23 protein-coding genes and 2 pseudogenes are annotated in these 22,318 nt (G+C 63.4%); 10 read left to right on the forward strand and 15 right to left on the reverse strand.

All coding sequences use genetic code 11. The features are described 5' to 3' along the window. Nucleotides 1-90 precede the first annotated feature (90 nt). The 4 genes from cueR to rph all read right to left on the reverse strand — a co-directional run bounded on the left by cueR (nucleotide 91) and on the right by rph (nucleotide 4,539). Nucleotides 91-480 carry a Cu(I)-responsive transcriptional regulator gene (cueR, locus tag AB5Y68_RS00955; protein WP_010676100.1) on the reverse strand — a complete coding sequence of 130 codons (390 nt, stop codon included), beginning with the start codon at nucleotides 478-480 and terminating at the stop codon, nucleotides 91-93. Beyond that, nucleotides 477-2,906: a heavy metal translocating P-type ATPase gene (locus AB5Y68_RS00960; protein ID WP_039039691.1), complete on the reverse strand. Its 2,430-nt coding sequence runs from the start codon at nucleotides 2,904-2,906 to the stop codon at nucleotides 477-479. The genes cueR and AB5Y68_RS00960 overlap by 4 nt, the downstream gene beginning before the upstream one ends. A 179-nt stretch (nucleotides 2,907-3,085) precedes the next feature. Then, the gene (gene pyrE / locus AB5Y68_RS00965; RefSeq protein WP_010676102.1) at nucleotides 3,086-3,739 is read right to left on the reverse strand and encodes an orotate phosphoribosyltransferase; all 654 of its coding nucleotides are present in this window, start codon (nucleotides 3,737-3,739) and stop codon (nucleotides 3,086-3,088) included. 83 nt (nucleotides 3,740-3,822) lie between these two features. Further along, a complete protein-coding gene (gene rph, locus AB5Y68_RS00970) occupies nucleotides 3,823-4,539 on the reverse strand; it encodes a ribonuclease PH (RefSeq protein WP_039039692.1) in 717 nt (238 codons plus the stop codon). A gap of 146 nt (nucleotides 4,540-4,685) precedes the next feature. Between rph and AB5Y68_RS00975 the strand changes: the two genes are divergently transcribed. Beyond that, nucleotides 4,686-5,549: a YicC/YloC family endoribonuclease gene (locus AB5Y68_RS00975; protein WP_010676104.1), complete on the forward strand. Its 864-nt coding sequence runs from the start codon at nucleotides 4,686-4,688 to the stop codon at nucleotides 5,547-5,549. 183 nt (nucleotides 5,550-5,732) lie between these two features. Here AB5Y68_RS00975 and AB5Y68_RS00980 read toward each other — a convergent pair whose 3' ends face one another. The 3 genes from AB5Y68_RS00980 to waaF form a co-directional block, all read right to left on the reverse strand. Beyond that, nucleotides 5,733-6,611 (reverse strand): DMT family transporter, encoded by an 879-nt coding sequence (locus AB5Y68_RS00980; RefSeq protein WP_049636086.1) that lies wholly within the window; start codon nucleotides 6,609-6,611, stop codon nucleotides 5,733-5,735. 111 nt (nucleotides 6,612-6,722) lie between these two features. Next, the gene (waaA, locus tag AB5Y68_RS00985) at nucleotides 6,723-7,991 is read right to left on the reverse strand and encodes a lipid IV(A) 3-deoxy-D-manno-octulosonic acid transferase (RefSeq protein ID WP_368204320.1); all 1,269 of its coding nucleotides are present in this window, start codon (nucleotides 7,989-7,991) and stop codon (nucleotides 6,723-6,725) included. Nucleotide 7,992: 1 nt separating this feature from the next. Then, nucleotides 7,993-9,090, reverse strand: coding sequence for a lipopolysaccharide heptosyltransferase II (gene waaF, locus AB5Y68_RS00990; RefSeq protein ID WP_039040986.1), 1,098 nt, complete (start codon nucleotides 9,088-9,090; stop codon nucleotides 7,993-7,995). 339 nt (nucleotides 9,091-9,429) lie between these two features. Here waaF and AB5Y68_RS00995 point away from each other — a divergent pair, with 339 nt between their 5' ends. Then, nucleotides 9,430-10,206, forward strand: a complete 777-nt coding sequence (locus AB5Y68_RS00995; protein WP_039040995.1) for a glycosyltransferase family 2 protein — start codon at nucleotides 9,430-9,432, stop codon at nucleotides 10,204-10,206. A gap of 341 nt (nucleotides 10,207-10,547) precedes the next feature. On the opposite strand, the gene AB5Y68_RS01000 is transcribed toward AB5Y68_RS00995, so the two are convergent. Beyond that, nucleotides 10,548-11,591, reverse strand: a complete 1,044-nt coding sequence (locus AB5Y68_RS01000) for a glycosyltransferase family 9 protein (RefSeq protein ID WP_039040987.1) — start codon at nucleotides 11,589-11,591, stop codon at nucleotides 10,548-10,550. Nucleotides 11,592-11,812: 221 nt separating this feature from the next. Between AB5Y68_RS01000 and coaD the strand changes: the two genes are divergently transcribed. Continuing rightward, the gene (coaD, locus tag AB5Y68_RS01005) at nucleotides 11,813-12,295 is read left to right on the forward strand and encodes a pantetheine-phosphate adenylyltransferase (protein WP_039040988.1); all 483 of its coding nucleotides are present in this window, start codon (nucleotides 11,813-11,815) and stop codon (nucleotides 12,293-12,295) included. Nucleotides 12,296-12,368: 73 nt separating this feature from the next. On the opposite strand, the gene AB5Y68_RS01010 is transcribed toward coaD, so the two are convergent. The 6 genes from AB5Y68_RS01010 to radC form a co-directional block, all read right to left on the reverse strand. After that, on the reverse strand, nucleotides 12,369-13,241 hold the full coding sequence (locus AB5Y68_RS01010; RefSeq protein WP_039040989.1) for a VirK/YbjX family protein: 873 nt from the start codon (nucleotides 13,239-13,241) through the stop codon (nucleotides 12,369-12,371). Between the two features lie 176 nt (nucleotides 13,242-13,417). Then, nucleotides 13,418-14,230 carry a bifunctional DNA-formamidopyrimidine glycosylase/DNA-(apurinic or apyrimidinic site) lyase gene (mutM, locus tag AB5Y68_RS01015; protein ID WP_010676112.1) on the reverse strand — a complete coding sequence of 271 codons (813 nt, stop codon included), beginning with the start codon at nucleotides 14,228-14,230 and terminating at the stop codon, nucleotides 13,418-13,420. Nucleotides 14,231-14,244: 14 nt separating this feature from the next. Beyond that, a complete protein-coding gene (locus AB5Y68_RS01020) occupies nucleotides 14,245-14,700 on the reverse strand; it encodes a hypothetical protein (protein ID WP_039040990.1) in 456 nt (151 codons plus the stop codon). A gap of 90 nt (nucleotides 14,701-14,790) precedes the next feature. Next, nucleotides 14,791-14,958: a 50S ribosomal protein L33 gene (gene rpmG, locus AB5Y68_RS01025; protein WP_005323752.1), complete on the reverse strand. Its 168-nt coding sequence runs from the start codon at nucleotides 14,956-14,958 to the stop codon at nucleotides 14,791-14,793. An 11-nt stretch (nucleotides 14,959-14,969) separates the two neighbouring features. Then, on the reverse strand, nucleotides 14,970-15,206 hold the full coding sequence (rpmB, locus tag AB5Y68_RS01030; protein WP_005307492.1) for a 50S ribosomal protein L28: 237 nt from the start codon (nucleotides 15,204-15,206) through the stop codon (nucleotides 14,970-14,972). A 136-nt stretch (nucleotides 15,207-15,342) separates the two neighbouring features. Next, nucleotides 15,343-16,017, reverse strand: a complete 675-nt coding sequence (radC, locus tag AB5Y68_RS01035) for a DNA repair protein RadC (RefSeq protein WP_039040991.1) — start codon at nucleotides 16,015-16,017, stop codon at nucleotides 15,343-15,345. 147 nt (nucleotides 16,018-16,164) lie between these two features. On the opposite strand from radC, the gene coaBC reads away from it, so the two are divergent. The 6 genes and pseudogenes from coaBC to AB5Y68_RS01065 all read left to right on the forward strand — a co-directional run bounded on the left by coaBC (nucleotide 16,165) and on the right by AB5Y68_RS01065 (nucleotide 19,801). After that, a complete protein-coding gene (coaBC, locus tag AB5Y68_RS01040; RefSeq protein ID WP_039040992.1) occupies nucleotides 16,165-17,367 on the forward strand; it encodes a bifunctional phosphopantothenoylcysteine decarboxylase/phosphopantothenate--cysteine ligase CoaBC in 1,203 nt (400 codons plus the stop codon). Nucleotides 17,368-17,443: 76 nt separating this feature from the next. Next, nucleotides 17,444-17,902 (forward strand): dUTP diphosphatase, encoded by a 459-nt coding sequence (dut, locus tag AB5Y68_RS01045; RefSeq protein ID WP_010676116.1) that lies wholly within the window; start codon nucleotides 17,444-17,446, stop codon nucleotides 17,900-17,902. Nucleotides 17,903-17,971: 69 nt separating this feature from the next. Beyond that, the gene (slmA, locus tag AB5Y68_RS01050) at nucleotides 17,972-18,568 is read left to right on the forward strand and encodes a nucleoid occlusion factor SlmA (protein WP_010676117.1); all 597 of its coding nucleotides are present in this window, start codon (nucleotides 17,972-17,974) and stop codon (nucleotides 18,566-18,568) included. A gap of 10 nt (nucleotides 18,569-18,578) precedes the next feature. Then, nucleotides 18,579-18,680, forward strand: a pseudogene (locus AB5Y68_RS01055) (nucleoid occlusion factor SlmA); the annotation flags it as partial. A gap of 27 nt (nucleotides 18,681-18,707) precedes the next feature. Beyond that, nucleotides 18,708-18,791 (forward strand): annotated as a pseudogene (locus AB5Y68_RS01060) (nucleoid occlusion factor SlmA); the annotation flags it as partial. A 173-nt stretch (nucleotides 18,792-18,964) separates the two neighbouring features. Further along, a complete protein-coding gene (locus AB5Y68_RS01065) occupies nucleotides 18,965-19,801 on the forward strand; it encodes a mechanosensitive ion channel domain-containing protein (protein ID WP_039040993.1) in 837 nt (278 codons plus the stop codon). A gap of 116 nt (nucleotides 19,802-19,917) precedes the next feature. On the opposite strand, the gene AB5Y68_RS01070 is transcribed toward AB5Y68_RS01065, so the two are convergent. Further along, nucleotides 19,918-20,106 (reverse strand): hypothetical protein, encoded by a 189-nt coding sequence (locus tag AB5Y68_RS01070; protein WP_029314882.1) that lies wholly within the window; start codon nucleotides 20,104-20,106, stop codon nucleotides 19,918-19,920. 421 nt (nucleotides 20,107-20,527) lie between these two features. On the opposite strand from AB5Y68_RS01070, the gene pgi reads away from it, so the two are divergent. After that, the gene (gene pgi, locus AB5Y68_RS01075) at nucleotides 20,528-22,177 is read left to right on the forward strand and encodes a glucose-6-phosphate isomerase (protein ID WP_039040994.1); all 1,650 of its coding nucleotides are present in this window, start codon (nucleotides 20,528-20,530) and stop codon (nucleotides 22,175-22,177) included. Nucleotides 22,178-22,318 lie beyond the last annotated feature (141 nt).

Genomic DNA, 22,318 nt, shown 5'->3' on the forward strand with positions numbered 1-22,318 from the left:
CGACCGCTATTAAGCTGCCACTCAGCGCGTCCTCTCCCGTACAGGCCCCGACAGACCCTTTTCTACAGGGCCGAATGGCGCAACCCTCCCTCACCCTTTCTCCAGCTCGTCGAGGATGGGGCACTGGGGATTCGCATCTCCGTGACAGCAGCTCACCACCTCCTCGAGGGCGCTGAGCATGGCTTGCAAACCGGCGATGCGGGAGCGCAGATCGACGATTTTCTCCTGGGCCAGCTTCTTCACCTGGGCACTGGTTCTGTGCTCGTCCCGATAGAGCGCCAGCAGCTCCTGACACTCCTCCAGATTGAAGCCGGTCTCCCGCGCCCGCTTGACGAAGCGCAGCTCCCGCAGGGAGGCATCCGTATAACTGCGATACCCGTTGTCGCTGCGCACTGGCGACGAGATGAGGCCGATGCTCTCGTAGTAGCGGATGGTCTTGGCGGTCAGGCCGGTGGCCTTGGCGACCTTGCTGATGTTCATGAATGACTCCTTTGGGATTCAGATGCACGCAGGCTGCCCGCCCGGGGCTGCCAGCGCTTCAATAACAGGGAATTGCTCAAGACGGTGATGCTGCTCAGGGCCATGGCCGCCCCCGCCAGCTCGGGGCTGAGGTAACCCAGCGCCGCCAGCGGAATGCCGATGATATTGAACACGAAGGCCCAGAACAGGTTCTGCTGGATGGTGCGCCAGGTCGCCGCCGAGATATCGATGGCATCGGCCACCAACCGCGGGTCGGATCGCATCAGGGTGATGGAAGCGGTCTCCATCGCCACATCGGAGCCGGAGCCCATGGCGATGCCGACATCCGCCGCCGCCAGCGCCGGGGCGTCGTTCACCCCGTCCCCCACCATGGCCACCAGCCCGCGGGTTTGTGCCCGCAGCGCCGCGACCTTCTCCACCTTGCCGGCCGGCAGTACGGAGTCGAAGGCCCCGTCCAGCCCCAGCTTGGCGGCGATATGGGCCACCGGCGCCGGCGCATCGCCGCTCACCAGCCAGCTGGCGATGCCGCGCTGGCGCAGGGTGGCGATGGCTTCCGGGCTCTCGGGGCGCAGGGTATCAGCCAGCGCCGCAATGCCGGCCACCACGCCGTCGATGGCCACCCAGACCCGGGTCGCACCGTCAGCGGCTTGTTCATCCTGTTGTGGCAGCTCAATGCCGAGCTGGGCCAGCAGAGAACGATTGCCGATGGCGACCCTGTGGCCCGCCACCTGTCCGACAATGCCGGCACCGACCCGCACCTCGACAACTTCCGGCTGGGGCAGCATCGCCTCTTTGCCGACCGCCTCGCGCATGGCCAGCGCCAGCGGGTGTTCGCTCGCCTGCTGCAGGGCGGCGGCCAGACGCAGCTGCTCGTCGTTGCCGCTCCAGCTCGCCAGTACCGGCCGGCCCTGGGTCAGGGTGCCGGTCTTGTCGAAGATCAACGCCTTGATGGCGTGGGCCTTCTGTAGGGTATCGACATCCTTGATCAGAATGCCGTGGCGCGCCGCCACCCCGGTACCGGTGACGATGGCCGCCGGCGTTGCCAGCCCCAGCGCACAGGGACAGGCGATCACCAGCACGGCCACCGCCGCCAGCAGCGCCTGACCGAAGTCGTTGCTGATGGCGTACCACACCAGCAGGGTGAACAGGGCGATGGCCATCACCACCGGCACGAACACGGCGGAGACCTTGTCCACCAGCTGTTGCAGCGGCGCCTTGCCCATCTGGGCGTTCTCCACCAGTGCGATGATCTTGCTGAGGCTGGAGTCCTCCCCCACCGTAGTGGCTTCAATTTCCAGCACGCCGGAGCGGTTGATGGCGCCGCCCAGCACCTTGTCGCCCTCGCCGCGCGGCACCGGCAGGCTCTCGCCGGTGAGGATCGACTCGTCCAGCTCGCTCTCGCCGCTCGCGATTCTGCCGTCCACCGGCACCCGCTCCCCCACCAGCACCTGCAGCCTGTCGCCGCGCAGCACCTCGTCGATGGCGACGATCTGCCAGCGCTCGCCGCGCCAGACGGTGGCGGTTTCCGGCCGCAGCGCCATCAGTTCGCGAATGGCGGACTGGGTGCTGCGTCTGGCCCGCGCTTCCAGCAACTTGCCGAGGGAGATCAGGGTAATGATGATGGCGCTCGCCTCGAAATAGAGCTTGCCGCTGGCAGCCATCCCCAGCGTCAACAACAGATAGAGACTGTAGAAGTAGGCCGCGCTGGTACCGGTCGCCACCAGCACATCCATGTTGGCGGAGCGGTTCTTGATGGCGAGCCAGGCGCCGCGATAGAAGCGGGCCCCGATCCAGAACTGCACCGGGGTGGCGAGCAGCAGCTCCAGCCAGGCGGGCAGATGCCAGGGCAGCAGACCGGCCATGGCCAGCATCCCCACCAGTAGCGGCAGGGTCAGCAGGGCCGAGACGATGACCCGGGTTTGCGCCTGATGGGCAGTGGCGGCCTCCTGCGCTTCCCGCTCCAGCAACTGCTGACGGCGGCCGCTGGCGGAACCTTGCGCCAGTTGGGCGCCAAAGCCGAGGGCTTCGATCTGCTCGCGCAGGGCGGCGGGCGTCTGCATCCCGGGTACCAGCACGATACGAGCCTGCTCGATGGAGAAGTTGACGTCGGCGGAGATGACGCCGGGCAGCGCCGCCAGCATCTTGTTTAGCCGCGCCGAACAACCGGCGCAGGTCATGCCGCTGATCTGGAAGGAGATCGTCTCATGGCCGAAGCCATAGCCCTGGGCCTTGATGCTGTCGAGCACCTCGGGCAGGCGATCGCTGCTGGCAAGCTCGATGGCCGCCTGCTCCAGCGCGAAGTTGACGCTGGCCTGCACCCCGTCGAGTTGATTGAGGGCGGCGGTGATGCGGCTGGCGCAGTTGGCACAGCTCATGCCGCTGAGCGGCAACTGCAGATGAATGGGTGATTGAAGATGAGTGCTCATGTTGTTCCTCCCCGGAACCCGTCGGCACCACAAAACGCCGACTGGCAAACCCTAACCTTTACTGTAAGGGTAAGCTCAAGCCACATGATCCACTTTTTGCAGATGAAAAAACGGCGCCCGTTTGCTGCCAGAGAACAAACGGGCGCCGCCTTCAACTATTGCGCGGTATACGCGGCGACTCAGATACCGTACTGGGCGCGGTAAGCCTTCATGGCGGCCAGTTGCGCCGCCAGCTCCGGCTGTTCGGCCTGCTTCTCTTCCAGATACTGGATCAAGTCGCTCATCTGGATGATGGCGATGATGTGAGCGCCGTAGTCACGCTCCACTTCCTGAATGGCGGAGAGCTCGCCCTTGCCCTTCTCCTGACGATCCAGCGCGATCAGCACGCCAGCCAGGGAGGCACCGTTGGCCTGGATCAGATCCATGGATTCGCGGATGGCGGTGCCGGCAGTGATGACATCGTCCACCAGCATGATGCGCCCCTTGAGCGGGCTGCCCACCAGATTGCCACCCTCGCCGTGATCCTTGGCCTCCTTGCGGTTGAAGCACCAGGGCACGTCCACGTCGTGCTGCTCCACCAGCTGCACCGCGGTGGCGGAGGCGATGGGGATCCCCTTGTAGGCCGGGCCAAACAGCACGTCGAACTCAATGCCGGCATCCATCAGGGCGGCGGCGTAGAAGCGGCCGAGACGGGCCAGATCGCGGCCGCTGTTGAACAGGCCGGCGTTGAAGAAGTAGGGGCTTTTACGACCGGATTTCAGGGTAAATTCACCGAATTTGAGGACCTGTTTCTCTAGGGCGAACTCGATAAATTGACGCTGGTAGGCTTTCATTCTGGCTCCTTGCTTGGCTTGTCGTTGTCTTGTGTGGGGGTATAAAAAAACGCGGTCAATGCCGCGTTTTTCAAATCAGAAATTCAGGAGAGCGCCTGCTTCTGCAGCGCTATGATGTCGGCGATGCCGCCCTTGGCCAGCGCCAGCATCTCCAGCAGCTCCTCGTGGGTGAAGGGTTCGGCCTCCGCGGTGCCCTGCACCTCGATGATGCGACCATCTTCGGTCATCACCACGTTCATGTCGGTCTCAGCGGCGGAGTCTTCGATGTACTCCAGATCGCAGATGGCCTCCCCTTCGAACATACCGACGGAGACGGCCGCGATCATCTGCTTGAGCGGACTCTGTTTGAGCAGCCCCTTCTCCACCATCCAGTTCAGCGCATCCACCAGCGCCACGCAGGCCCCGGTGATGGCGGCGGTGCGGGTACCACCGTCGGCTTGCAACACGTCGCAGTCAACGGTAATGGTGTGCTCGCCCAGGGCACTCAAGTCCACCGCCGCGCGCAGGGAGCGGGCGATCAGACGGGAGATCTCCAGGGTACGGCCGCTCTGCTTGCCGGAGGCCGCTTCGCGGTTCATCCGGGAGTGGGTGGAGCGCGGCAGCATGCCGTACTCGGCAGTGACCCACCCCTGCCCCTTGCCTTTGAGGAAGCGCGGCACGCTGGTGTCGACGCTGGCGGTGCAGAGCACGCGGGTGTGGCCGAATTCCACCAGCACGGACCCTTCAGCATGCTTGGTGAAGTGGCGGGTGATGGTTACCGGACGCACCTGGGCGGCGCTGCGATCGCTGGGACGGGACATGGGACTGACCTCTGGGCTGGCTGAATTGGCGCAGGAGTATAAGCGATCGCTACTCAAATATCAGCCGCTAAAACCACCTCGTCGGCTGACGGAGCAGGCCTGGCTGAGTATACTGGCCGCACACTTCATCAAGCCCGGAACAATCAATGATTCACAGCATGACCGCCTACGCCCGCAAGGAACTCAAGGGCGACTGGGGCACAGCCGTTTGGGAAATTCGTTCGGTCAACCAGCGCTATCTGGAGACCTACATTCGCCTGCCGGAACAACTGCGCAGCCTGGAGCCGGTTCTGCGTGAGCGCTTCCGCGCCAAGCTGCAGCGCGGCAAGGTGGAGTGCAACCTGCGCTTCGAGGCCGCCCAGGCCGCTGCCAGCCAGCTCCACATCAATGAAGAGCTGGCCAAACTCATCATCGAGAGCGCCAACTGGGTGATGAAAGAGGCGGGCCAGGGTCAGCTCAACCCGGTGGACGTGCTGCGCTGGCCGGGCGTCATGGCTGCCGCCGAGCAGGACATGGACGTGGTCGCCACCGAGCTGATGGCCGGCTTCGACCTGACCATGGAAGACTTCCTCGCCTCCCGCGCCAGCGAAGGGGCCAACCTCAAGGCGCTGATCGAACAGCGTCTGGCCGGCATCCAGGTAGAAGTGAAGAAGGTGCGCGAGCACCTGCCGCAGATCATCGAGTGGCAGCGCCAGAAGCTCACCGACCGGCTGGCCGAAGCCAAGGTGGAGCTGGACCCGGCCCGCATCGAGCAGGAGATCGTGCTGCTGGCCCAGAAGATCGACGTGGCCGAAGAGCTGGATCGCCTGGAGATGCACATCAGCGAGACCAACAAGATCATGAAGAAGGGCGGCGCCTGCGGCCGTCGTCTCGACTTCATGATGCAAGAGTTCAACCGCGAGTCGAACACGCTGGGCTCCAAGTCGATCAACGCCGAGGTGACCCAGTCCGCCGTCGAGTTGAAAGTGCTCATCGAGCAGATGCGCGAGCAGATCCAAAACATCGAGTGATCCCCCTCATCGATGCACCAGCCCCCGCCACCCGGGGGCTTTTTTATGCTCGTTTCCCGCAGCGCTCAGCCGCCTGACTGATGGCAGCCCCAAGCAAAGGGAGCCCGACATGTACCATCACGCAAAGAGGGTCTGCCATGCAGACCCTCTCCTTCTTTTCTATGCATCCCCCACCCGCGCAGGCTAGACCGGTGACTTCAGCCTTCGGCTGCGCAGCAGCAGGGGAAGCTGGTAGAGCACCAGGGCGCCCAGCACCAGGCCGGCGCCGGCCAGCTTGGCGGGGCCCAGGGGTTCGTCATAGAAGAGGGTGCTCAGGATAAGAGTCCAGACCGGTTCGAGCAGCATCAGCAGGGCGGCGTGGGCCGTGGTCATCCGGCTCAGGGCGTGGGTGAGCAGCCAGTAACGCAATGTGGTGGCGATCAGGACGCTGGCCGCAAACCAGCCCCAGATACCAGTGCCGATGCTGGCGGGCCACTGCTCGGTCAGCAGGGAGAGCAGGGTGCCGAGCAGTCCGGTCACCGCCAACTGGATGCAGGTGAGCCAGGTAGGAGGGATGGACTGGGCGAAGTGGCGGTGCACCGCGAGCTGGACCCCCAGGGTTGCGGCCGCCGCCAGAAACCAGAACAGGGAGAGCGACACACCCCAGTGGGTGCTGCTGGAGAGCAGCAGCAGGCCAGCCACGGCGACGGGCAGGGTGAGCCAGTAGTGGCGGCCGGGTCTGGCCTTGAAGGCGGCCCAGGCGGCGAGCGGCGCCATCAGGGTGGCCACGCTCATGATGAAGGCGCCGCTGCCGAGGGCATCGCTCTGGCTGATGGCGGTAACCCAGAACAGCAGGCTGGCCCCGAGCAAGGTGCCGCACCCGGCGGCGCGCAGCAGTTGTGAGCCACTGGGGGGCGGCTCGCGCAACCAGGCGAGCGGCAACAGCAGCAGGGCGGCCAGCAGGAAGCGGCTGCCGATAAAGGCGGCGGTGGGCAGTTCACGAATCGCCTCTTTCGAGAAGAGCCAGCCAGCGGCGGCCAGCAGGGTGACCAGTATCATCAACAGCAGGGGAGCGCGGTTCATCGGAGCATCACAGGGTCAGGGGCAAAGGGAAGAGCATAAAGGAAAGGGACGCGGATTGTCTCCCGGGGTTTGGCAAACATGCTGGCGGGGCGGCCACCACGCCGCCCCGCCTCAGTCGTCACTTTCCAGGCTGGCGAGGCAATGGGAGAGGGTGCGCGCCAGCGCCCCCTGATTGCGCAGCACCACGGCGCGGGCCTGCTCCCCCATCTCGCGGCGGGCGCCCACATCGGCGAGCAAGGCGTTCACCTTGTCGCCGAGCGCCTCTGTATCCGCCACCACGGCGGCGCCCCCCTGGGCCACCAGCTGGCGGGTGATGTCGCTGAAGTTGAAATAGACGGGGCCAGTCAAGCAGGGTTTGCCCAGCGCCGCCGGTTCCAGCAGGTTGTGACCGCCCACGGGCACCAGGCTGCCACCGACAAAGGCGAGATCCGCCGCCGCCAGCATCAGCGGCAGCTCGCCCATGGTGTCACCCAGGTAGATCTTGTCCCTCTCGCCGACCGCTCTGCCCGCCGTACGCCGCACGCAACCGTAGGGGGCGCACAGCTCGGCCACCCGATCGAAACGCTCGGGATGGCGCGGCACCAGGATCAGCAGGGCGGAGGGATGGGCCTTGAGCACCCGATCGAAGGCGGCCAGCACCTGCTCGTCTTCCCCCTGGTGGGTACTGGCGGCGATCCAGACAGGTCGTGCCTCCCCCAGTTGCTGGCGCAGGGCACGGCCCCTGGCCTGCACCTCGTCGCCAAACTGGATGTCGAACTTGATGGATCCGGTCACCGCCAGCCGGTTGCGCGCTATGCCCAGCCGATGGAAGCGATCCGCATCGTCCTGATGCTGGCACAGCAGGTGGGTCAATGGGCGGCTCAAGGCATCGAAGGCCCCCTGGAGGCGACCATAGCGCTGACAGGATCGCTCCGAGAGGCGGGCATTAAGGATGGTCACTGGCAGGTGCCGTGCCTCGCAGGCCGCCAGCCAGTTCGGCCACAGTTCGGTCTCCATCACCCAGAGGGCACGGGGCTTGACGGTGCTCAGAAACGCCGAGATGGCCCAGGGATAGTCGAGAGGCGCATAGCGGTGCACCACCAGATCCCCGAGCTTAGCCGCCTGTTCAGCGCCGGTGCGGGTGGTGGTGGTGAGCAGGATGGGCAGCTCGGGGCGCTCGGCCTTGAGGGCGCGGATGAAGGGGGTGATGGCCAGGGTCTCCCCCACGCTCACCGCATGGATCCAGAGGGGAGCCTCCTGTCCGGTCGGCGGCAATCGTCCCAGATGCTCGGCCCAGCGTGCCCCGAAGCCGGGCTTGCCTTTTTTGGGCTTGTAGAGCGCCAGCAGCGCCAGGGGCAACCCCAAGTGGATCAGCAGGTTGTAGAGCAACCGGTAGATCATGCTAGCTATTACCTGGTACAGCAGCGGAGGATTCCACCGGCTGCCGCACTATGGTCAGATCTGCCGTTTCCCCACGCTCCAGCCGATTTCCCGCCTCGATGACCTGTTCCGGCATCAGTTCGATCAGGCACTTGAGGTGGCCGAACTTGCAGGTGCGCTTGAAGCAGGGGCGGCACTCGATGTCGGTGTGGACGATCTCGACCCTGTCCGCCAACGGTGGGGTATAGAGGGGCGAGGTGGAACCGTAGACGCCGATCAGCGGCCGGTTGAGGGCGGCCGCCACGTGCATCAGGCCCGAGTCGTTGGCGATGACCCGACCGGCCAGCGCCATCAGGTCGATCGCCTCGTGCAGGCTGGTCTTGCCCGCCAGCACGTGGCAGTTGGGGCGCGACAGGGGGTTGATCCGATCGCGGATGGTGTTGGCCACGTCCACGTCCTTGCCCGAGCCGAAGATCCATACCTGCCATCCCTCGTCGAGGTGCTTTTGCGCCACCACGGCGTAGTGCCCTTCCGGCCAGCGTTTGGCCGGGCCGAACTCGGCCCCCGGACAGAGTACCAGCACAGGGCGGGCACGATTCAGGCCGAGCCGCTCCAGCGCCTTGCCCTGGTTGATGAGATCCACGTGCAGGGAGGGATGGGGAATAGCGGGAATGTCGTCCCGACTCTTCATCTGCCCCTTGGGGTAGGCCAGAGCCACATAGCCTTCCACCATCAGCGGGAAGGCCTGCTTGTTGCTGCGCATGTCGTTGAGCAGACCGAAGCGGTGCTCCCCCTTCCAGCCGGTGCGCACCGGGATCCTGGCAAACCAGGGGATGAGGGCCGACTTCATGGAGTTGGGCTGGATGATGGCCTGATCGTACTGCTCCGTGGCCAGCTGCTTGCCAAGGCGGCGGCGTGCCCCCAGCTTGAAGTCACCGTGGCCAAGCGGCATGGGGATGGCCTTGTCCACCTCGGGCATGCGCTCCAGCAGCGCAACGCACCAGGCCGGCGCCATCACATGGAGCTCGCTGCCCGGGTGGTTGCTCTTGAGCGCCTTGTAGAGGCTCTGGGACATCACCATGTCGCCGACCCAGGAGGGGCCGATCACCAATATCTTCATCGCGCGTCTTCTCTCGGGACTGGCCCGGCTGTTGATCATTACTGGGCGAGATTATGCCCCAAGAAAGGCCGAAGAAATAACAGAAGATACCCGTCTGCTCCCGCAAAACGCCTACCTGGCAGGATCTGCTCCCCCGCGCATCCCTCCTGAGGCCCTCTTCGACCCGGACACGGCGTGCCCTGGGCCACCGACTGCCGGGTAGCAAAGATCCCCCTTTCCCCTCATTCAAAAGCGGGCCCACCGGGCCCTCGGGTCATGCCCCGCGCGGGGTTTTAGGCTAGAATGGGCGCCAATCCGAGCATGACCCGCCCGCCGGGCACCAACAAGAGTCCCTTGCCTGTGAAAAAACCGACCCTGGCGGCCGTCCTGATCGTCAAGAACGAAGCCGACAACCTCCGTGCCTGCCTCGCCTCCCTCGAAGGCCTGGCGGATGAAATCGTCATTCTCGACTCCGGCAGTCAGGATGACACCCCGGCCATCGCCGCCGAATTTGGCGCCCGCTTCTTCGTCAACACCACCTGGCCCGGTTTCGGCCGTCAGCGCCGCCTCGCCCAGTCCCATGTCCAGTCGGAATGGGTGCTGTGGCTGGACGCGGACGAGCGGCTCACCCCGGAACTCAGGGAAGCCATCCAGGAGGTCATGGCCAACCCGGCCAGCGACACCATCTACTCCATCCCGCGCCTCTCCTGGGTGTTCGGCCGCTTCATCCGCCACAGCGGCTGGTACCCGGATCGGGTGCTGCGCCTCTACCCCAAGGCGCTGACCGGCTACAACGAGGCGCTGGTACACGAGAAGGTGGAGGTGCGCGCCAACATGAAGATCGTCAACCTGCAGGGCGACCTCCTCCACTACACCTACCGGGATCTGGAACACTACCTGGTCAAATCCGCCGGCTACGCCCGCGCATGGGCCGATCAGCGCACCGCCCGCGGCAAGAAGGGATCCCTCGGCCAGGGGCTGGTCCACGCCGTCGGCTGCTTCCTCAAGATGTACCTGCTTAAGGCCGGTTTCCTCGACGGCAAGCAGGGCCTGCTGCTGGCCATCCTCTCCGCCCACTCCACCTTCGTCAAATACGCCGATCTCTGGGTTCGCCAGCAGCCCCAGCAGCCGAAATAGGGCATCGCGCCTCAAACATCGCATTAATCACTCACCCCTTGTTCCAGCGGGACAAGGGGCAAACCCTATTGCCATGGAGCGAGCGCAGCCCTCGCGGGGCCGCTCACGGCGCAAACCCGGGCGCCACGGACGAAAACTGGCCGCTATAAGCCGAATGCATGGATATTGGCAACATGACCCGACTCCGGCTTATACCGACAGGTTTCCCCTGCTCGGGGCCCGGGCAGGCCCGTCAAGGGGGCTGTCGGGGACCACGCCCGGTAGGCCGGTCTACCAGCAGGGCTCATCCCCATACAAGACAGGGCCCCGCGGGGCCCTGTCTGTATGTTCTGTGTGCGCTCTCAGCGCTCGGCGCGCCAGAAGGGCGGCGCCCAGCGGGCGATCTCTGCCGCCATGGCCTTGGGATCGAGCTGGCTCATGTCCTCCGGGTGGTCGCTGTCTTCCGGCGGGCTGAAGGGCAGATGGCGCCCCTCGCCATTGAGCGGCCGCCAGCGCAGCGGCGTCGCCGAACGGTGTGCCGGGAAGAAACCGACGGTCGGCACGTCCATGGCCGCGGCGATGTGCAGGGGCCCCGTGCTGCCCGCCACGAACAGGGCGGCGTTGGCCATCACCAGGCAGAACTTCGGCAACCCCTCGTCGGAGCGATAGATCCAGCCGTTGCCCCCATGGGCCAGCAGTTCGGCCGCCAACTGCTCCGCCTTCCCCTCCTCCCCCGGCCCTGCCGTCAACACGCACTGCAACTCGGGACAGGCCTGGTTGAGCTTGATGATGAGGCGCGAGTACTGCTCGATGGAGAGGTTGTTGGCCGAGCCACCGCTGCCCGCATGCACCATCAGCCAGGGGCGGCTGGCGTCGAGCCTGAGACGGGCGGCGACCTGCTCGCGCACCTGCAGCAGGCTCTCGGGGTCGAAGTCGAGGTAGGGGCCCTGTGGCTCTACCACGGTCTGATGCTGATCGGCGAGGAAGCGGCGCACCAGATCCAGGTTGTATTCGTACTCCGGCTTCTGGGAGCGGGAGCGGCGCTGCACCAGGCGCTGGTTGTAGAGCACCTGGGCCAGCTTGGTGGCTGGTGCCAGCCGGTAGGGAATGTGCGCCTTCCACACCAGCTTGGCATTGCGGGTGTTGGAGAAGAGGCAGATGGAGGCATCGAAGGCGGCCGCCTTGATGCGCGCCAGCAGGGCGCGTTGCTGCTCCTTGTCGGCCCGGGCGCCCGGATCCAGGATGATCTCGTCGATCCAGGGGCAGAGGCGGGCCAAGGGCGCCGTGTAGGCGGGAACCAGGGCAGTCACATGACACTCCATGGAGCGCTTGAGCATGGCAAAGCTCGGCCACGCCAGCATGAAGTCACCAATCTTGTCATTGCGGACTACCAGAATACGTTTCATAAAAAATCCCTATGCTCCCTGTCACCAGCGAAGGAGGCTTGATGCGCGATGGGGGTATTCTTGCCTGATGCAGGGCGATTCTCAAGCGAAGACGCCACGGGGCTCCGATTTGTGCGACCCCGACCGCCGATCAGCGCCAGAAATCCGCGCCATCCCGGTCGCGACAAACCGGCAACAGCCCCTATAATGCGACCAGTTTTCCGGTTTCAGGAATCAGCAGCATGACCAACAAGGTAATCTATCCCGGCACCTTCGACCCCATCACCAACGGCCATACCGATCTCATTGGCCGCGCCGCCAGACTGTTCGACGAGGTGGTGGTCGGGGTGGCCAACAGCCCGAGCAAACGGCCGCTGTTCGATCTCGAGGAGCGCGTTCAGCTGGCCCGGCAGGTGACGGCTCACCTGCCCAACGTCAAGGTGGTGGGCTTCTCCGGCCTGCTGGTGGATTTTGCCAGGGAGCAGCAGGCCAACGTGCTGATCCGCGGCCTGCGCGCCGTCTCCGACTTCGAATACGAGTTCCAGCTCGCCAACATGAACCGTCGCCTGATGCCCACCCTGGAGAGCGTCTTCCTTACCCCGGCGGAGGAGAACTCCTTCATCTCCTCCACCCTGGTGAAGGAGGTGGCGCTGCACGGAGGTGACATCCACCAGTTCGTCGACCCCCTGGTGGCCCAGGCCATCGCCACCAAGCAGCAGCGCTAATCCCTCCCCTGATGGGCAGAAACGAACAAGGGCTACCCGCGGGTAGCCCTTGTTGCATCAACGCACTGCACGCCTAGCTGCGGGCAAACTGCTGGCGGATCGCCCGCTCCAACTGATCGAGCCACTCGTAACGGCGCCGGTACATGGCCCGCTTCTTGGAGGCGATCTCCTCCAGCGGCTTGCGCACCACGGGTTGCAGCCGCACGAAGTTGGCGTCCTGATCGAGGGCGCCAAACTCCTGCCACAGCTCGTCGTAGTCCGCCTGGAGGCAGGCTTTCTTCTTCTTGCTGTACCTTCTTGCCTGGAAGATGTGGGCCTTCATGCGCACCGCACAGACCCGGTGGGCCCCCATGGCCCCGGCCAGCGCCATCACCAGCATCACCACCAGCGACTTGGGTCTCAGACCCTGACCCGCCCGGGTCAATGCCCGCACCTGCTCCTGGGGCTGCTCGACACAGGGCTCTGGCCCCTGCACCGACCCGATCACCAGGGCCAGCTCCTGTTCGTTGCCCGCCAGGGAGAAGGCACAGCTGTAGAGTCGCTTCCCCCGCGCGTTGACGATGGAGAGCGCCAGCTCCGCCTCCCTGCGGAAGGTGCCGTCGTGACGCAGCACGATGCGCCAGCCGCCATCGGGATAATGGCCCAGCACTATCCCCTCCCCCAGATAGAGCGGGTCGATGAGCTCGGGGTACAGGCCCAGCAGCAGGCGGTAGTGATCCTCCACCATCTTGACCCGCTGGTTCACCGTCGAGCAGGCGAAGCGATAGGGGCGCATCGGCTTGTCGAGCAGCTCGGGGTGGCGGGCGGGAAGCGCCCGCAGGGGGGCGCTCTGGAACAGCTCGAACACCCGGTTCAACTGCGCACGGTAGAGCAGACTGCGCAGCAAAAACTTGCCGCGATTGAAGGTCTTGCGGGCGCTGTCTTCGGGATAGAGGAAGCGGGCCATATCGTGGGCACAATAGTGCCCCTGCCGGGATAAATGTTCCCAGTCTATTGATTTAGCTGTCATTTTATTACCTCGCAGCCTGAACTGGCGAGATAGTAGTCATGGGCTGACGCCGCTTCAACAGACCGGAAATACTCTCTTACAACTTGGCCGGTTCCGGCTCAAAAATCCCGCTTTCAGCGTTGGCAGTGGGAGCAGAACACCGTGGTTCGCTGGCCCATCTTCACCTCGGTGAGCAGGGTGTGGCAGTGGAAACAGGGCTGGCCGCCACGGCCGTAAACCTGCAGCTGCTGGACGAAATAGCCCGGCTTGCCGTCGGCGCTGGTGAAATCCTTGAGGGTGGTGCCCCCCTGGCGAATGGCCTCGGCCAACACCCGCTTGATCTCGCTCACCAGGGTGCCCAGCCGCTCGGCGCTGATGTTGCCTGCCGCCCGCCTGGGATGAATGCCGGCGGCATAGAGCGCCTCGTTGGCGTAGATGTTGCCCACCCCGACCACCACGTGGTTGTCCATCAGGAACTGCTTGATGGCGGTGCTGCGCCCCTTCGCCCGCTCCCGCAGGTAATCGGCATGGAAGGCATCGGTGAGGGGTTCCGGCCCCAGCTTGGCGAGCAGGGCATGGGCCTCGGCCGGTTCGCGGGTCCACAGCAGGGCGCCAAAACGGCGCGGATCGTTGAGCCGCAGCAGCTTGCCGTTGGCCAGCTCGATATCCACGTGATCGTGCTTCTCGGCCGGGGTGCCGATGTCCAGCACCCGCAGGCTGCCGGACATCCCGAGATGGAGGATGGCGGTGCCGAAGTCGGTCTCCAGCAACAGGTATTTGGCGCGGCGGCTGACGCGGTGGATGACGAGATCCACCAGCTCCTGGATCTCGCCGGGCACGGGCCAGCGCAGGCGGCCGTCCCGCACCACCACGCGGGTCACCTTGATGCCGGTAAGCCAGGGGGAGATGCCCTGGCGGCTGACTTCGACTTCCGGTAATTCAGGCATGGGCGATCTCTCGTTCAGGGCATGGGACGCATCAGGTCACGGTATTGCGCCTGACTCAGGCTGAGCCAGGTCGAGGAGGGCAGCAGGGCGGCAAACTTGCCGTCGTCCTGATAGAGCCCGACTTCCACCGGATCGCTCTGTCCGGCGATCCAGATCTTGAGGGTCACCGGGGTGCCGCGCACGGGCTCGCCGGGGGGCAGCAGCCAGCCTTGCCACGCCTCGATGCGGGCCGCCAGCTGGGCGCTGCCGAGCCCCAGATCCGGCGCGCTGCGCCAGCCCTGGCCGATACGCTCTATCTGCCAGCTCGGCCCCTGCCAGGTCAACACCACGGCACTCTCCGGCAACAGCGGACGCGCGCGTTTGGCACTGTTCTCCTGCTGGGCCTGCTCCAGCCGGTGCAACAGGGTAATGACGATCAACACGACCACGATGATCACGTTGTTCCAGCCTTTGCGGCTCAGTTTGAACATGGCTAGCCTCCCTTCGAATCGGCAGTGTACTGAATTCCAGCCATAAAAAAACCCGGCACGAGGCCGGGTTTTTGCAGCGAAACCAAGTAATTACTTGATTTTGCCTTCTTTGTAGATCACATGCTGACGAATCACGGGATCAAATTTCTTGATCTCCATTTTTTCGGGCATGGTGCGCTTGTTCTTGGTAGTGGTATAGAAGTGACCAGTACCGGCGCTGGAGTTCAGGCGAATCTTATCGCGAATACCTTTAGCCATGATCTAATTCCTTATACCTTAACGCCGCTGGCACGCAGTTCAGCCAGAACCACTTCAACGCCGCGCTTGTCGATGATACGCATGCCTTTTGCGGATACGCGCAGGCTCACGAAGCGTTTTTCACTCTCAACCCAGAAACGGTGAGTGTGCAGGTTCGGCAGGAAACGACGCTTGGTAGCGTTGTTAGCGTGCGAACGGTTGTTACCAACTGCCGGGCGCTTGCCGGTTACTTGGCATACTCTAGACATGTCAGTCTCTCCAAATCTTACTTCATTGCTCGAGCAAATATCTGCCCCGCTGGCCTTCGATTGCGGGGCAAACAGAAGGCGGCATTTTATACAGCATCCGTGATCAAAGATCAACTAATACAGTGCCAGAGCCCAGTCACAACCAACCACGCTCTGCGAAAGAAACCGTGATGCCATCACCGATCACCAGGTGATCAAGCACTCTGATATCGACCAGGGCCAGGGCGGCCAGGATCCGATCCGTGATCTGGCGGTCCGCCCGACTGGGCTCGGCCACGCCGGACGGGTGATTATGCGCCAGAATCACGGCGGCTGCATTATGTTTGAGCGCGATCTGCACGATTTCTCTGGGCCAGACGCTCGCCGAGTCGAGGGTGCCGTAAAAAAGTTCGACAAACCGGATGACCCTGTGCTGGTTGTCGAGCAGCAGCAGGGCGAACACCTCCCGCCCCCGATCCCGCAACTGGGCTTGCAGAAAGTCCCGGGTTAGCCCGGGCGAGGTGAGCGCCTCTCCCCGTTGCAACTGTTCGGCCAGATGGCGCCGCCCCATCTCCAGCACCGCCTGCAACTGGGCATACTTGGCAGGTCCCAGCCCGTGAGCGCCACAAAAATCCTGCTGCTCGGCTCCCAGCAGTGCCCGCAGGGAACCAAACTGCTGCAACAACTGGCGAGAGAGATCCACCGCACTCAACCCGCTGACCCCGGTGCGCAGGAAGATGGCCAGCAGTTCGGCATCGGAGAGCGTCGCCGCCCCTCGGCGCAGCAGCTTTTCCCTCGGGCGCTCCTCTTCCGGCCACTCCTTGATGCTCATTTGTCTCTCCCTGATGGCTATTGAGAGAAAACATAGCAAAGAATCCCGCGAGCCCGACCACAACTCCCCCATGTCAGCCTCTGTCGCCACCCATTGCCTGTGCTATCTTAGCCGACCAGTCAGAGTGAGCCGGAAGAGAAGCAGCAGATGAGATTGGCCGATAAGCGCATCCTGTTGGGTGTCAGTGGCGGGATCGCCGCCTACAAGAGTGCCGAACTGGTACGTCGCCTGAAAGATCAGGGGGCCGAGGTGCGAGTGGTGATGACCCGCTCCGCCAAGGAGTTCATCACCCCGCTGACCCTGCAAGCCGTCTCAGGCCACCCGGTGGCCGACAGTCTGCTGGACCCGGCTGCCGAGGCGGGCATGGGCCACATCGAACTGGCCAAGTGGGCCGATCTGGTGCTGATCGCCCCCGCCAGCGCCAACCTGATGGCCCGCATGGCCGCCGGCATGGCGGACGAGCTGCTCACCACCCTCTGCCTGGCCACCCCAGCGACTGTCGCCCTGGCGCCAGCCATGAACCAGCAGATGTATCGCAACGCCGCTACCCAGGCCAACCTTCAGACCCTAGCCGAGCGCGGCATTCAGCTGTGGGGGCCAGACTCCGGCAGCCAGGCCTGCGGCGACGTGGGCCCGGGCCGGATGCTGGATCCCCTGGAACTGGTGGAACGCTGCTGCCAGCAGCTCGCCGCCGAACCGCTCCTGGCAGGCGTCAGGCTGCTGCTCACCGCCGGGCCGACCCGCGAGGCGCTCGATCCGGTGCGCTATATCAGCAACCACAGCTCCGGCAAGATGGGCTACGCCATCGCCCGCGCCGCGCGCGAAGCGGGCGCGGAGGTGACCCTGGTGAGCGGCCCGGTGGCACTGGCCACCCCGGCCGGCGTTACCCACATCGATGTGGAGAGTGCCCTGCAGATGCACGAAGCAGTGATGAGCCGGGTCGGTGAGTGCGACCTCTTTATCGGCTGCGCTGCCGTCGCCGACTACCGTCCCGCCCAGGTGGCCGAGCAAAAGATCAAGAAGACCGGCGACAACGACCAGATGCAGCTGACCCTGGTCAAAAACCCCGACATCATCGCCGATGTGGGGGCGTTGTCAGACAAACCCTTCACCGTCGGATTTGCCGCCGAAACCGTGGATGTGGAACAATACGCCCTCGACAAACTTCGACGTAAGCGGCTGGACATGATCGCAGCCAACGATGTGTCCCGTGCAGGCCAGGGCTTCAATGCCGATGACAACGCCCTGACCGTCTTCTGGCAAGGGGGTCAAGCCGCCCTGCCCCTGGCCGATAAGCTGACGCTCGCCCGTCATCTTGTCGCCCTGATTGCACGCCATTATCGACCCTGAGCCCATTGAACATGCCGGGAGCCCCAGGCTCCTGCAGTACCACCCGATCGCCAGGCGATCCAATTGAAAAAGATTCATGACGACACAAATTGAACTGAAAATCCTGGATGCCCGCATCGGCACCGACTTCCCGCTGCCCGCCTACGCCACACCGGGCTCCGCTGGCATGGACTTGCGCGCCCTGCTGGATGCCCCGCTGACCCTGGCCCCGGGCGACACCACGCTGGTGCCGACCGGGCTGGCCATTCACATCCAGGATCCGGGTCTGTGCGCCACCATCCTGCCCCGCTCCGGCCTCGGCCATAAGCACGGCATCGTGCTGGGCAACCTGGTCGGCCTCATCGACTCCGACTACCAGGGTCAGTTGATGGTCTCGGTCTGGAACCGTGGCAACGACAGCTTCACCATGCAGCCTGGCGAGCGCATCGCCCAGCTGGTGATCCTGCCAGTGGTACAGGCCAGCTTCCAGTTGGTCGACGAATTCAATCAGAGTGAACGGGGTGAAGGCGGGTTTGGTTCTTCTGGTCGCCAATAACAAGACCACACGGCCCCCTGGGGCACGTGCCAAATAATAGAATCAAGCCATTGTTTTTTAGGGGAATCCATGGCAAGCAGTAACCAGAAACAGAGTCGGCGCGATCAGATCCTGCAGGCACTCGCCCACATGCTGGAAACCAGCCCGGGCCAGCGCATCACCACGGCACGCCTCGCGGCCGAGGTGGGCGTGTCCGAGGCGGCCCTCTACCGGCATTTTCCCAGCAAGGCGAGGATGTTCGAGGGGCTGATCGACTTTATCGAGGATTCCCTGCTGTCACGGGTCAACCTGATCATGGCCGAAGAGAAGGACACCATGGCCCGCTGCCATCACATACTGCAGCTGCTGCTGGTGTTCGCCGAGCGCAACCCCGGCATCACCCGCATTCTCAATGGCGATGCCCTGCTGGGCGAACACGATCGGCTGCGGGATCGCATCAGCATTCTGTTCGACAAGCTGGAGACCCAGATAAAGCAGGTACTGCGCGAGAAACGGCTGCGGGAAGGCCAGGGCTTCCAGCTCGACGAGACCATGCTGGCCAACCTGCTGCTGGCCTATACCGAGGGCCGCATCAGCCAGTTCGTCCGCTCGGAGTTCAAAATCAAGCCCACCGCCGGGTTTGAAGATCAGTGGCAGTTCATCCGCAGCCAGTTGCTGCAAAGCTGAGCCAGCAGACCGCATCAACCAATGCACGTCCCGCTCCGAGTTCACAATCAAGCCCACTGCCGGGTTTGAAGATCAGTGGCAGTTTATCCGCAGCCAGCTGCTGCAAAGCTGAGCCAGCAGACCGCATCAGTCAATGCACGTCCGCTCCGAGCTCACAATCAAACCCACCGCAGGGTTTGAAGATCAGTGGCAGTTTATCCGCTGCCAGCTGCTGCAAAGCTGAGTGCGTACATGCCCAGCGTCCCTGCGCCAGCAGGGTTGTGACAAAACGGGAGGCCTTGGCCTCCCTTGCTTTTTGTGGCACAAAAGAAGAGACAAGCACCAGATGCGACCCAGCTTGTCGCGCTCAAATGTTAGATTCATCTGCCATAAATCTTCACACCAACAGGACATCCTATGGAACCCGAGATCATTACCGAAGCACAGACCTGGCTGACCAACAACCAGGGGCTGATCATCGAGTATGCGGTCAACATCGCCGCCGCCCTGATCACCCTGCTGGTCGGTTACATTGCAGCCAACCTTCTCAGCGGTGGCGTGGTCAAGGTGATGCAGACCCGCAAGCTGGACACCACCGTCACCCACTTCGTCGGCAGCATCCTCAAATACACCATCCTGGTGTTCGTGGTGATCGCCGCCCTGGGCCGGGTCGGGGTGCAGACCGCCTCCTTCGTCGCCATTATCGGTGCCGCCGGTCTGGCCATCGGTCTGGCGCTGCAGGGCTCTCTCTCCAACTTTGCCGCCGGTTTCCTGCTCATCATCTTCCGCCCCATCAAGGCAGGGGAATTTATCGAGGTGGCAGGCACCAATGGCGTTGTGCAATCGGTGCAGCTCTTCACCACCACCCTCACCTCGGGTGACAACAAGATGGTGGTAGTGCCGAACTCCGCCATCCTCAACGGCACCATCGTCAACTACTCGCGCATGGATACCCGCCGCGTCGACATGACCTTCGGCATCGGCTACGGCTCCGACCTGCGCAAGGCCAAACAGATCCTGGAGCGGCTGGTGAGCGAAGAGCCCCGCATCCTGAAGGAGCCGGCAGCCACCATTGCCGTTGCCGCGCTGGCCGACTCCTCAGTCAACATCGTGGTGCGTCCCTGGGTCAAGACCGGTGATTACTGGGGTGTCTGGTTCGACTTCCACGAGAAGGTGAAGCTCACCTTCGACGCCGAGGGCATCGAGATCCCCTTCCCCCAGCGTGTGGTCCACATGCAGAAGACGGCGGATTGATCCTCGGTGCGCGTTCTCCAGTGCCAGCCTTCGGGCTGGCACTGTCGTTTCTGCCTTCTGTGACATGAAAAAAACCGGCCACAGGCCGGTCTTGCGCACCAGGTCGCACCGTGTTCTCACCCCAGCCGACGTGCGACCCGGTTGAGCAGGGGCTGCATCAGCACATAGCCCCCCAGCACTGCACCGATCACCGCCAGCACGCGGATCTCCAGCGTCGGCGCCGCATTGGCCAGCGTCAGGGTCAGCAAACCGATGAGGCCGGTGGCGATCAGGCTCAGGGCAAACAGGGATAACAGGGCTTTCATCTCGATCTCCTCATTCCACACCATTGATTCCATACCTTGGCCATCCCTGGGAGATCTCGTCCATTCGGCTCATATGGTAGCCAGCGTCTGTTGCCCGCCATTTGCGCCTGCTCAAAAAACCGTCCGATGAGCGTCTGTTGAATACCCTTTTATCTGTCACGCCAGCTTTCCAGCGCCACGGCCGTGCTCCCCTTGAAATGAAAGCCTTTTCAACCCGAACAAGCATGCGCGAACGCAAGATCCCGGGGTACTGGGTGACTCATAATCGCACTGTTTTGGTTGTACACTCCCTCGTTGCAGACAATTGGTAATGCTCTGTTACACGGGGCGCACGGAGTGCCCGGTATAATGCTCGCATAATAAGGTTTGGCGGGAGCCTTGCCTGCAAGGTTCAAACACAACTTGGAAGACTGATAATCCTATGAAAAATATCAATCCAACCCGGACCCAGGCCTGGCAGGCACTGGAAGCCCATTTTGCAGCCAACAAGGAGATGCGTCTCAAGGATCTGTTCGCACAGGATCCCAAGCGTTTTGACAAGTTCTCCCTCACCTTCGGTGGCGACATCCTGGTCGACTACTCCAAGAACCTGATCACCGAAGAGACCCTCAAGCTGCTGGTGAACCTGGCTGGCGAGACCGATCTGCGCAGCGCCATCGACGCCATGTTCAACGGCGACAAGATCAACATGACCGAAGGGCGCGCCGTACTGCACACCGCCCTGCGCAACCGCTCCGACCGTCCCATCGAGGTTGACGGCAAGGACGTGATGCCGGAAGTGAACGCCGTACTGGCCAAGATGAAGGGCTTCTGCGAGAAGGTCATCGGTGGCGAGTGGAAGGGCTATACCGGCAAGGCCATCCAGCACGTGGTCAACATCGGCATTGGTGGCTCCGATCTGGGCCCCGTCATGATCACCGAGGCCCTGCGCCCCTACAAGAATCACCTGGAGATGCACTTCGTCTCCAACGTCGACGGCACCCACATCGCCGAGACGCTCAAGAAGATCGATCCGGAAACCACCCTGTTCCTGGTCGCCTCAAAGACCTTCACCACCCAGGAGACCATGACCAACGCCCTGACCGCCCGCGACTGGTTCCTCGGTCACGCCGGTGACAAGGCTCACGTGGCCAAGCACTTCGCCGCCCTGTCGACCAACGGCAAGGCCGTGGCCGAGTTTGGCATCGACACCGACAACATGTTCGAGTTCTGGGACTGGGTCGGCGGCCGCTACTCCTCCTGGTCCGCCATCGGCATGCCCATCGCCCTCTCCCTCGGCTTCGAGCACTTCGAGGCCCTGCTGCAAGGCGCCTTCGAGATGGACATGCACTTCGCCACTGCCGCCTATGAGCAGAACGTGCCCGTACTGCTGGCCCTGATCGGCCTGTGGTACAACAACTTCCATGGTGCCGAGTCCGAAGCTATCCTGCCGTACGATCAGTACATGCATCGCTTCCCTGCCTACTTCCAGCAAGGCAACATGGAGTCCAACGGCAAGTACGTGGATCGCGACGGCAATCCGGTTGACTACCAGACCGGTCCCATCATCTGGGGTGAGCCGGGCACCAACGGCCAGCACGCCTTCTACCAGCTGATCCATCAGGGCACCAAGCTGATCCCCTGCGACTTCCTGGCGCCGGCCATCAGCCATAACCCCATCGGTGACCACCATCCGAAGCTCCTGGCCAACTTCTTCGCCCAGACCGAAGCCCTGGCCTTCGGCAAGAGCAAGGAAGCGGTGGAGGCCGAGTTCCTGGCCGCCGGCAAGACGCTGGAGCAAGTCAAGGATCTGGTGCCGTTCAAGGTGTTCGAAGGCAACCGCCCGACCAACTCCATCCTGTTCAAGCAGCTGACCCCGAAAACCCTCGGCTCCCTGATCGCCATGTACGAGCACAAGATCTTCGTACAGGGCGCAATCTGGAACATCTTCTCCTTCGACCAGTGGGGTGTGGAGCTGGGCAAACAGCTGGCCAACAAGATCCTGCCGGAGCTGGGCACCGATGAGGCCGTCACCAGCCACGACGGCTCCACCAACGGCCTGATCAACACCTGGAAAGCCTGGAAGGCCTGATTGCTCCCGCCCTCCAGAATGCAAAAGCCCCGCTCGATGAGCGGGGCTTTTTTATGGCGCTGTCCCAATTATGTGTTGGAAGGCTAATCTGGAAGTAGGTCATCACCGCAAGGACCTTCATCATGGATACGCCAGCCTTCC

Source organism: Aeromonas sp. R6-1, assembly GCF_040908165.1.
In the GTDB taxonomy this organism is placed as follows: Bacteria; Pseudomonadota; Gammaproteobacteria; order Enterobacterales; family Aeromonadaceae; genus Aeromonas; species Aeromonas caviae.

What these genes read in the sequence shown, in the direction of transcription:
- cueR (WP_010676100.1), bottom strand. Translation starts at nt 480, where the DNA reads ATGAACATCAGCAAGGTCGCCAAGGCCACCGGCCTGACCGCCAAGACC.
- AB5Y68_RS00960 (WP_039039691.1), bottom strand. Translation starts at nt 2,906, where the DNA reads ATGAGCACTCATCTTCAATCACCCATTCATCTGCAGTTGCCGCTCAGC.
- pyrE (WP_010676102.1), bottom strand. Translation starts at nt 3,739, where the DNA reads ATGAAAGCCTACCAGCGTCAATTTATCGAGTTCGCCCTAGAGAAACAG.
- rph (WP_039039692.1), bottom strand. Translation starts at nt 4,539, where the DNA reads ATGTCCCGTCCCAGCGATCGCAGCGCCGCCCAGGTGCGTCCGGTAACC.
- AB5Y68_RS00975 (WP_010676104.1), top strand. Translation starts at nt 4,686, where the DNA reads ATGATTCACAGCATGACCGCCTACGCCCGCAAGGAACTCAAGGGCGAC.
- AB5Y68_RS00980 (WP_049636086.1), bottom strand. Translation starts at nt 6,611, where the DNA reads ATGAACCGCGCTCCCCTGCTGTTGATGATACTGGTCACCCTGCTGGCC.
- waaA (WP_368204320.1), bottom strand. Translation starts at nt 7,991, where the DNA reads ATGATCTACCGGTTGCTCTACAACCTGCTGATCCACTTGGGGTTGCCC.
- waaF (WP_039040986.1), bottom strand. Translation starts at nt 9,090, where the DNA reads ATGAAGATATTGGTGATCGGCCCCTCCTGGGTCGGCGACATGGTGATG.
- AB5Y68_RS01000 (WP_039040987.1), bottom strand. Translation starts at nt 11,591, where the DNA reads ATGAAACGTATTCTGGTAGTCCGCAATGACAAGATTGGTGACTTCATG.
- coaD (WP_039040988.1), top strand. Translation starts at nt 11,813, where the DNA reads ATGACCAACAAGGTAATCTATCCCGGCACCTTCGACCCCATCACCAAC.
- AB5Y68_RS01010 (WP_039040989.1), bottom strand. Translation starts at nt 13,241, where the DNA reads ATGGCCCGCTTCCTCTATCCCGAAGACAGCGCCCGCAAGACCTTCAAT.
- mutM (WP_010676112.1), bottom strand. Translation starts at nt 14,230, where the DNA reads ATGCCTGAATTACCGGAAGTCGAAGTCAGCCGCCAGGGCATCTCCCCC.
- AB5Y68_RS01020 (WP_039040990.1), bottom strand. Translation starts at nt 14,700, where the DNA reads ATGTTCAAACTGAGCCGCAAAGGCTGGAACAACGTGATCATCGTGGTC.
- rpmG (WP_005323752.1), bottom strand. Translation starts at nt 14,958, where the DNA reads ATGGCTAAAGGTATTCGCGATAAGATTCGCCTGAACTCCAGCGCCGGT.
- rpmB (WP_005307492.1), bottom strand. Translation starts at nt 15,206, where the DNA reads ATGTCTAGAGTATGCCAAGTAACCGGCAAGCGCCCGGCAGTTGGTAAC.
- radC (WP_039040991.1), bottom strand. Translation starts at nt 16,017, where the DNA reads ATGAGCATCAAGGAGTGGCCGGAAGAGGAGCGCCCGAGGGAAAAGCTG.
- coaBC (WP_039040992.1), top strand. Translation starts at nt 16,165, where the DNA reads ATGAGATTGGCCGATAAGCGCATCCTGTTGGGTGTCAGTGGCGGGATC.
- dut (WP_010676116.1), top strand. Translation starts at nt 17,444, where the DNA reads ATGACGACACAAATTGAACTGAAAATCCTGGATGCCCGCATCGGCACC.
- slmA (WP_010676117.1), top strand. Translation starts at nt 17,972, where the DNA reads ATGGCAAGCAGTAACCAGAAACAGAGTCGGCGCGATCAGATCCTGCAG.
- AB5Y68_RS01065 (WP_039040993.1), top strand. Translation starts at nt 18,965, where the DNA reads ATGGAACCCGAGATCATTACCGAAGCACAGACCTGGCTGACCAACAAC.
- AB5Y68_RS01070 (WP_029314882.1), bottom strand. Translation starts at nt 20,106, where the DNA reads ATGAAAGCCCTGTTATCCCTGTTTGCCCTGAGCCTGATCGCCACCGGC.
- pgi (WP_039040994.1), top strand. Translation starts at nt 20,528, where the DNA reads ATGAAAAATATCAATCCAACCCGGACCCAGGCCTGGCAGGCACTGGAA.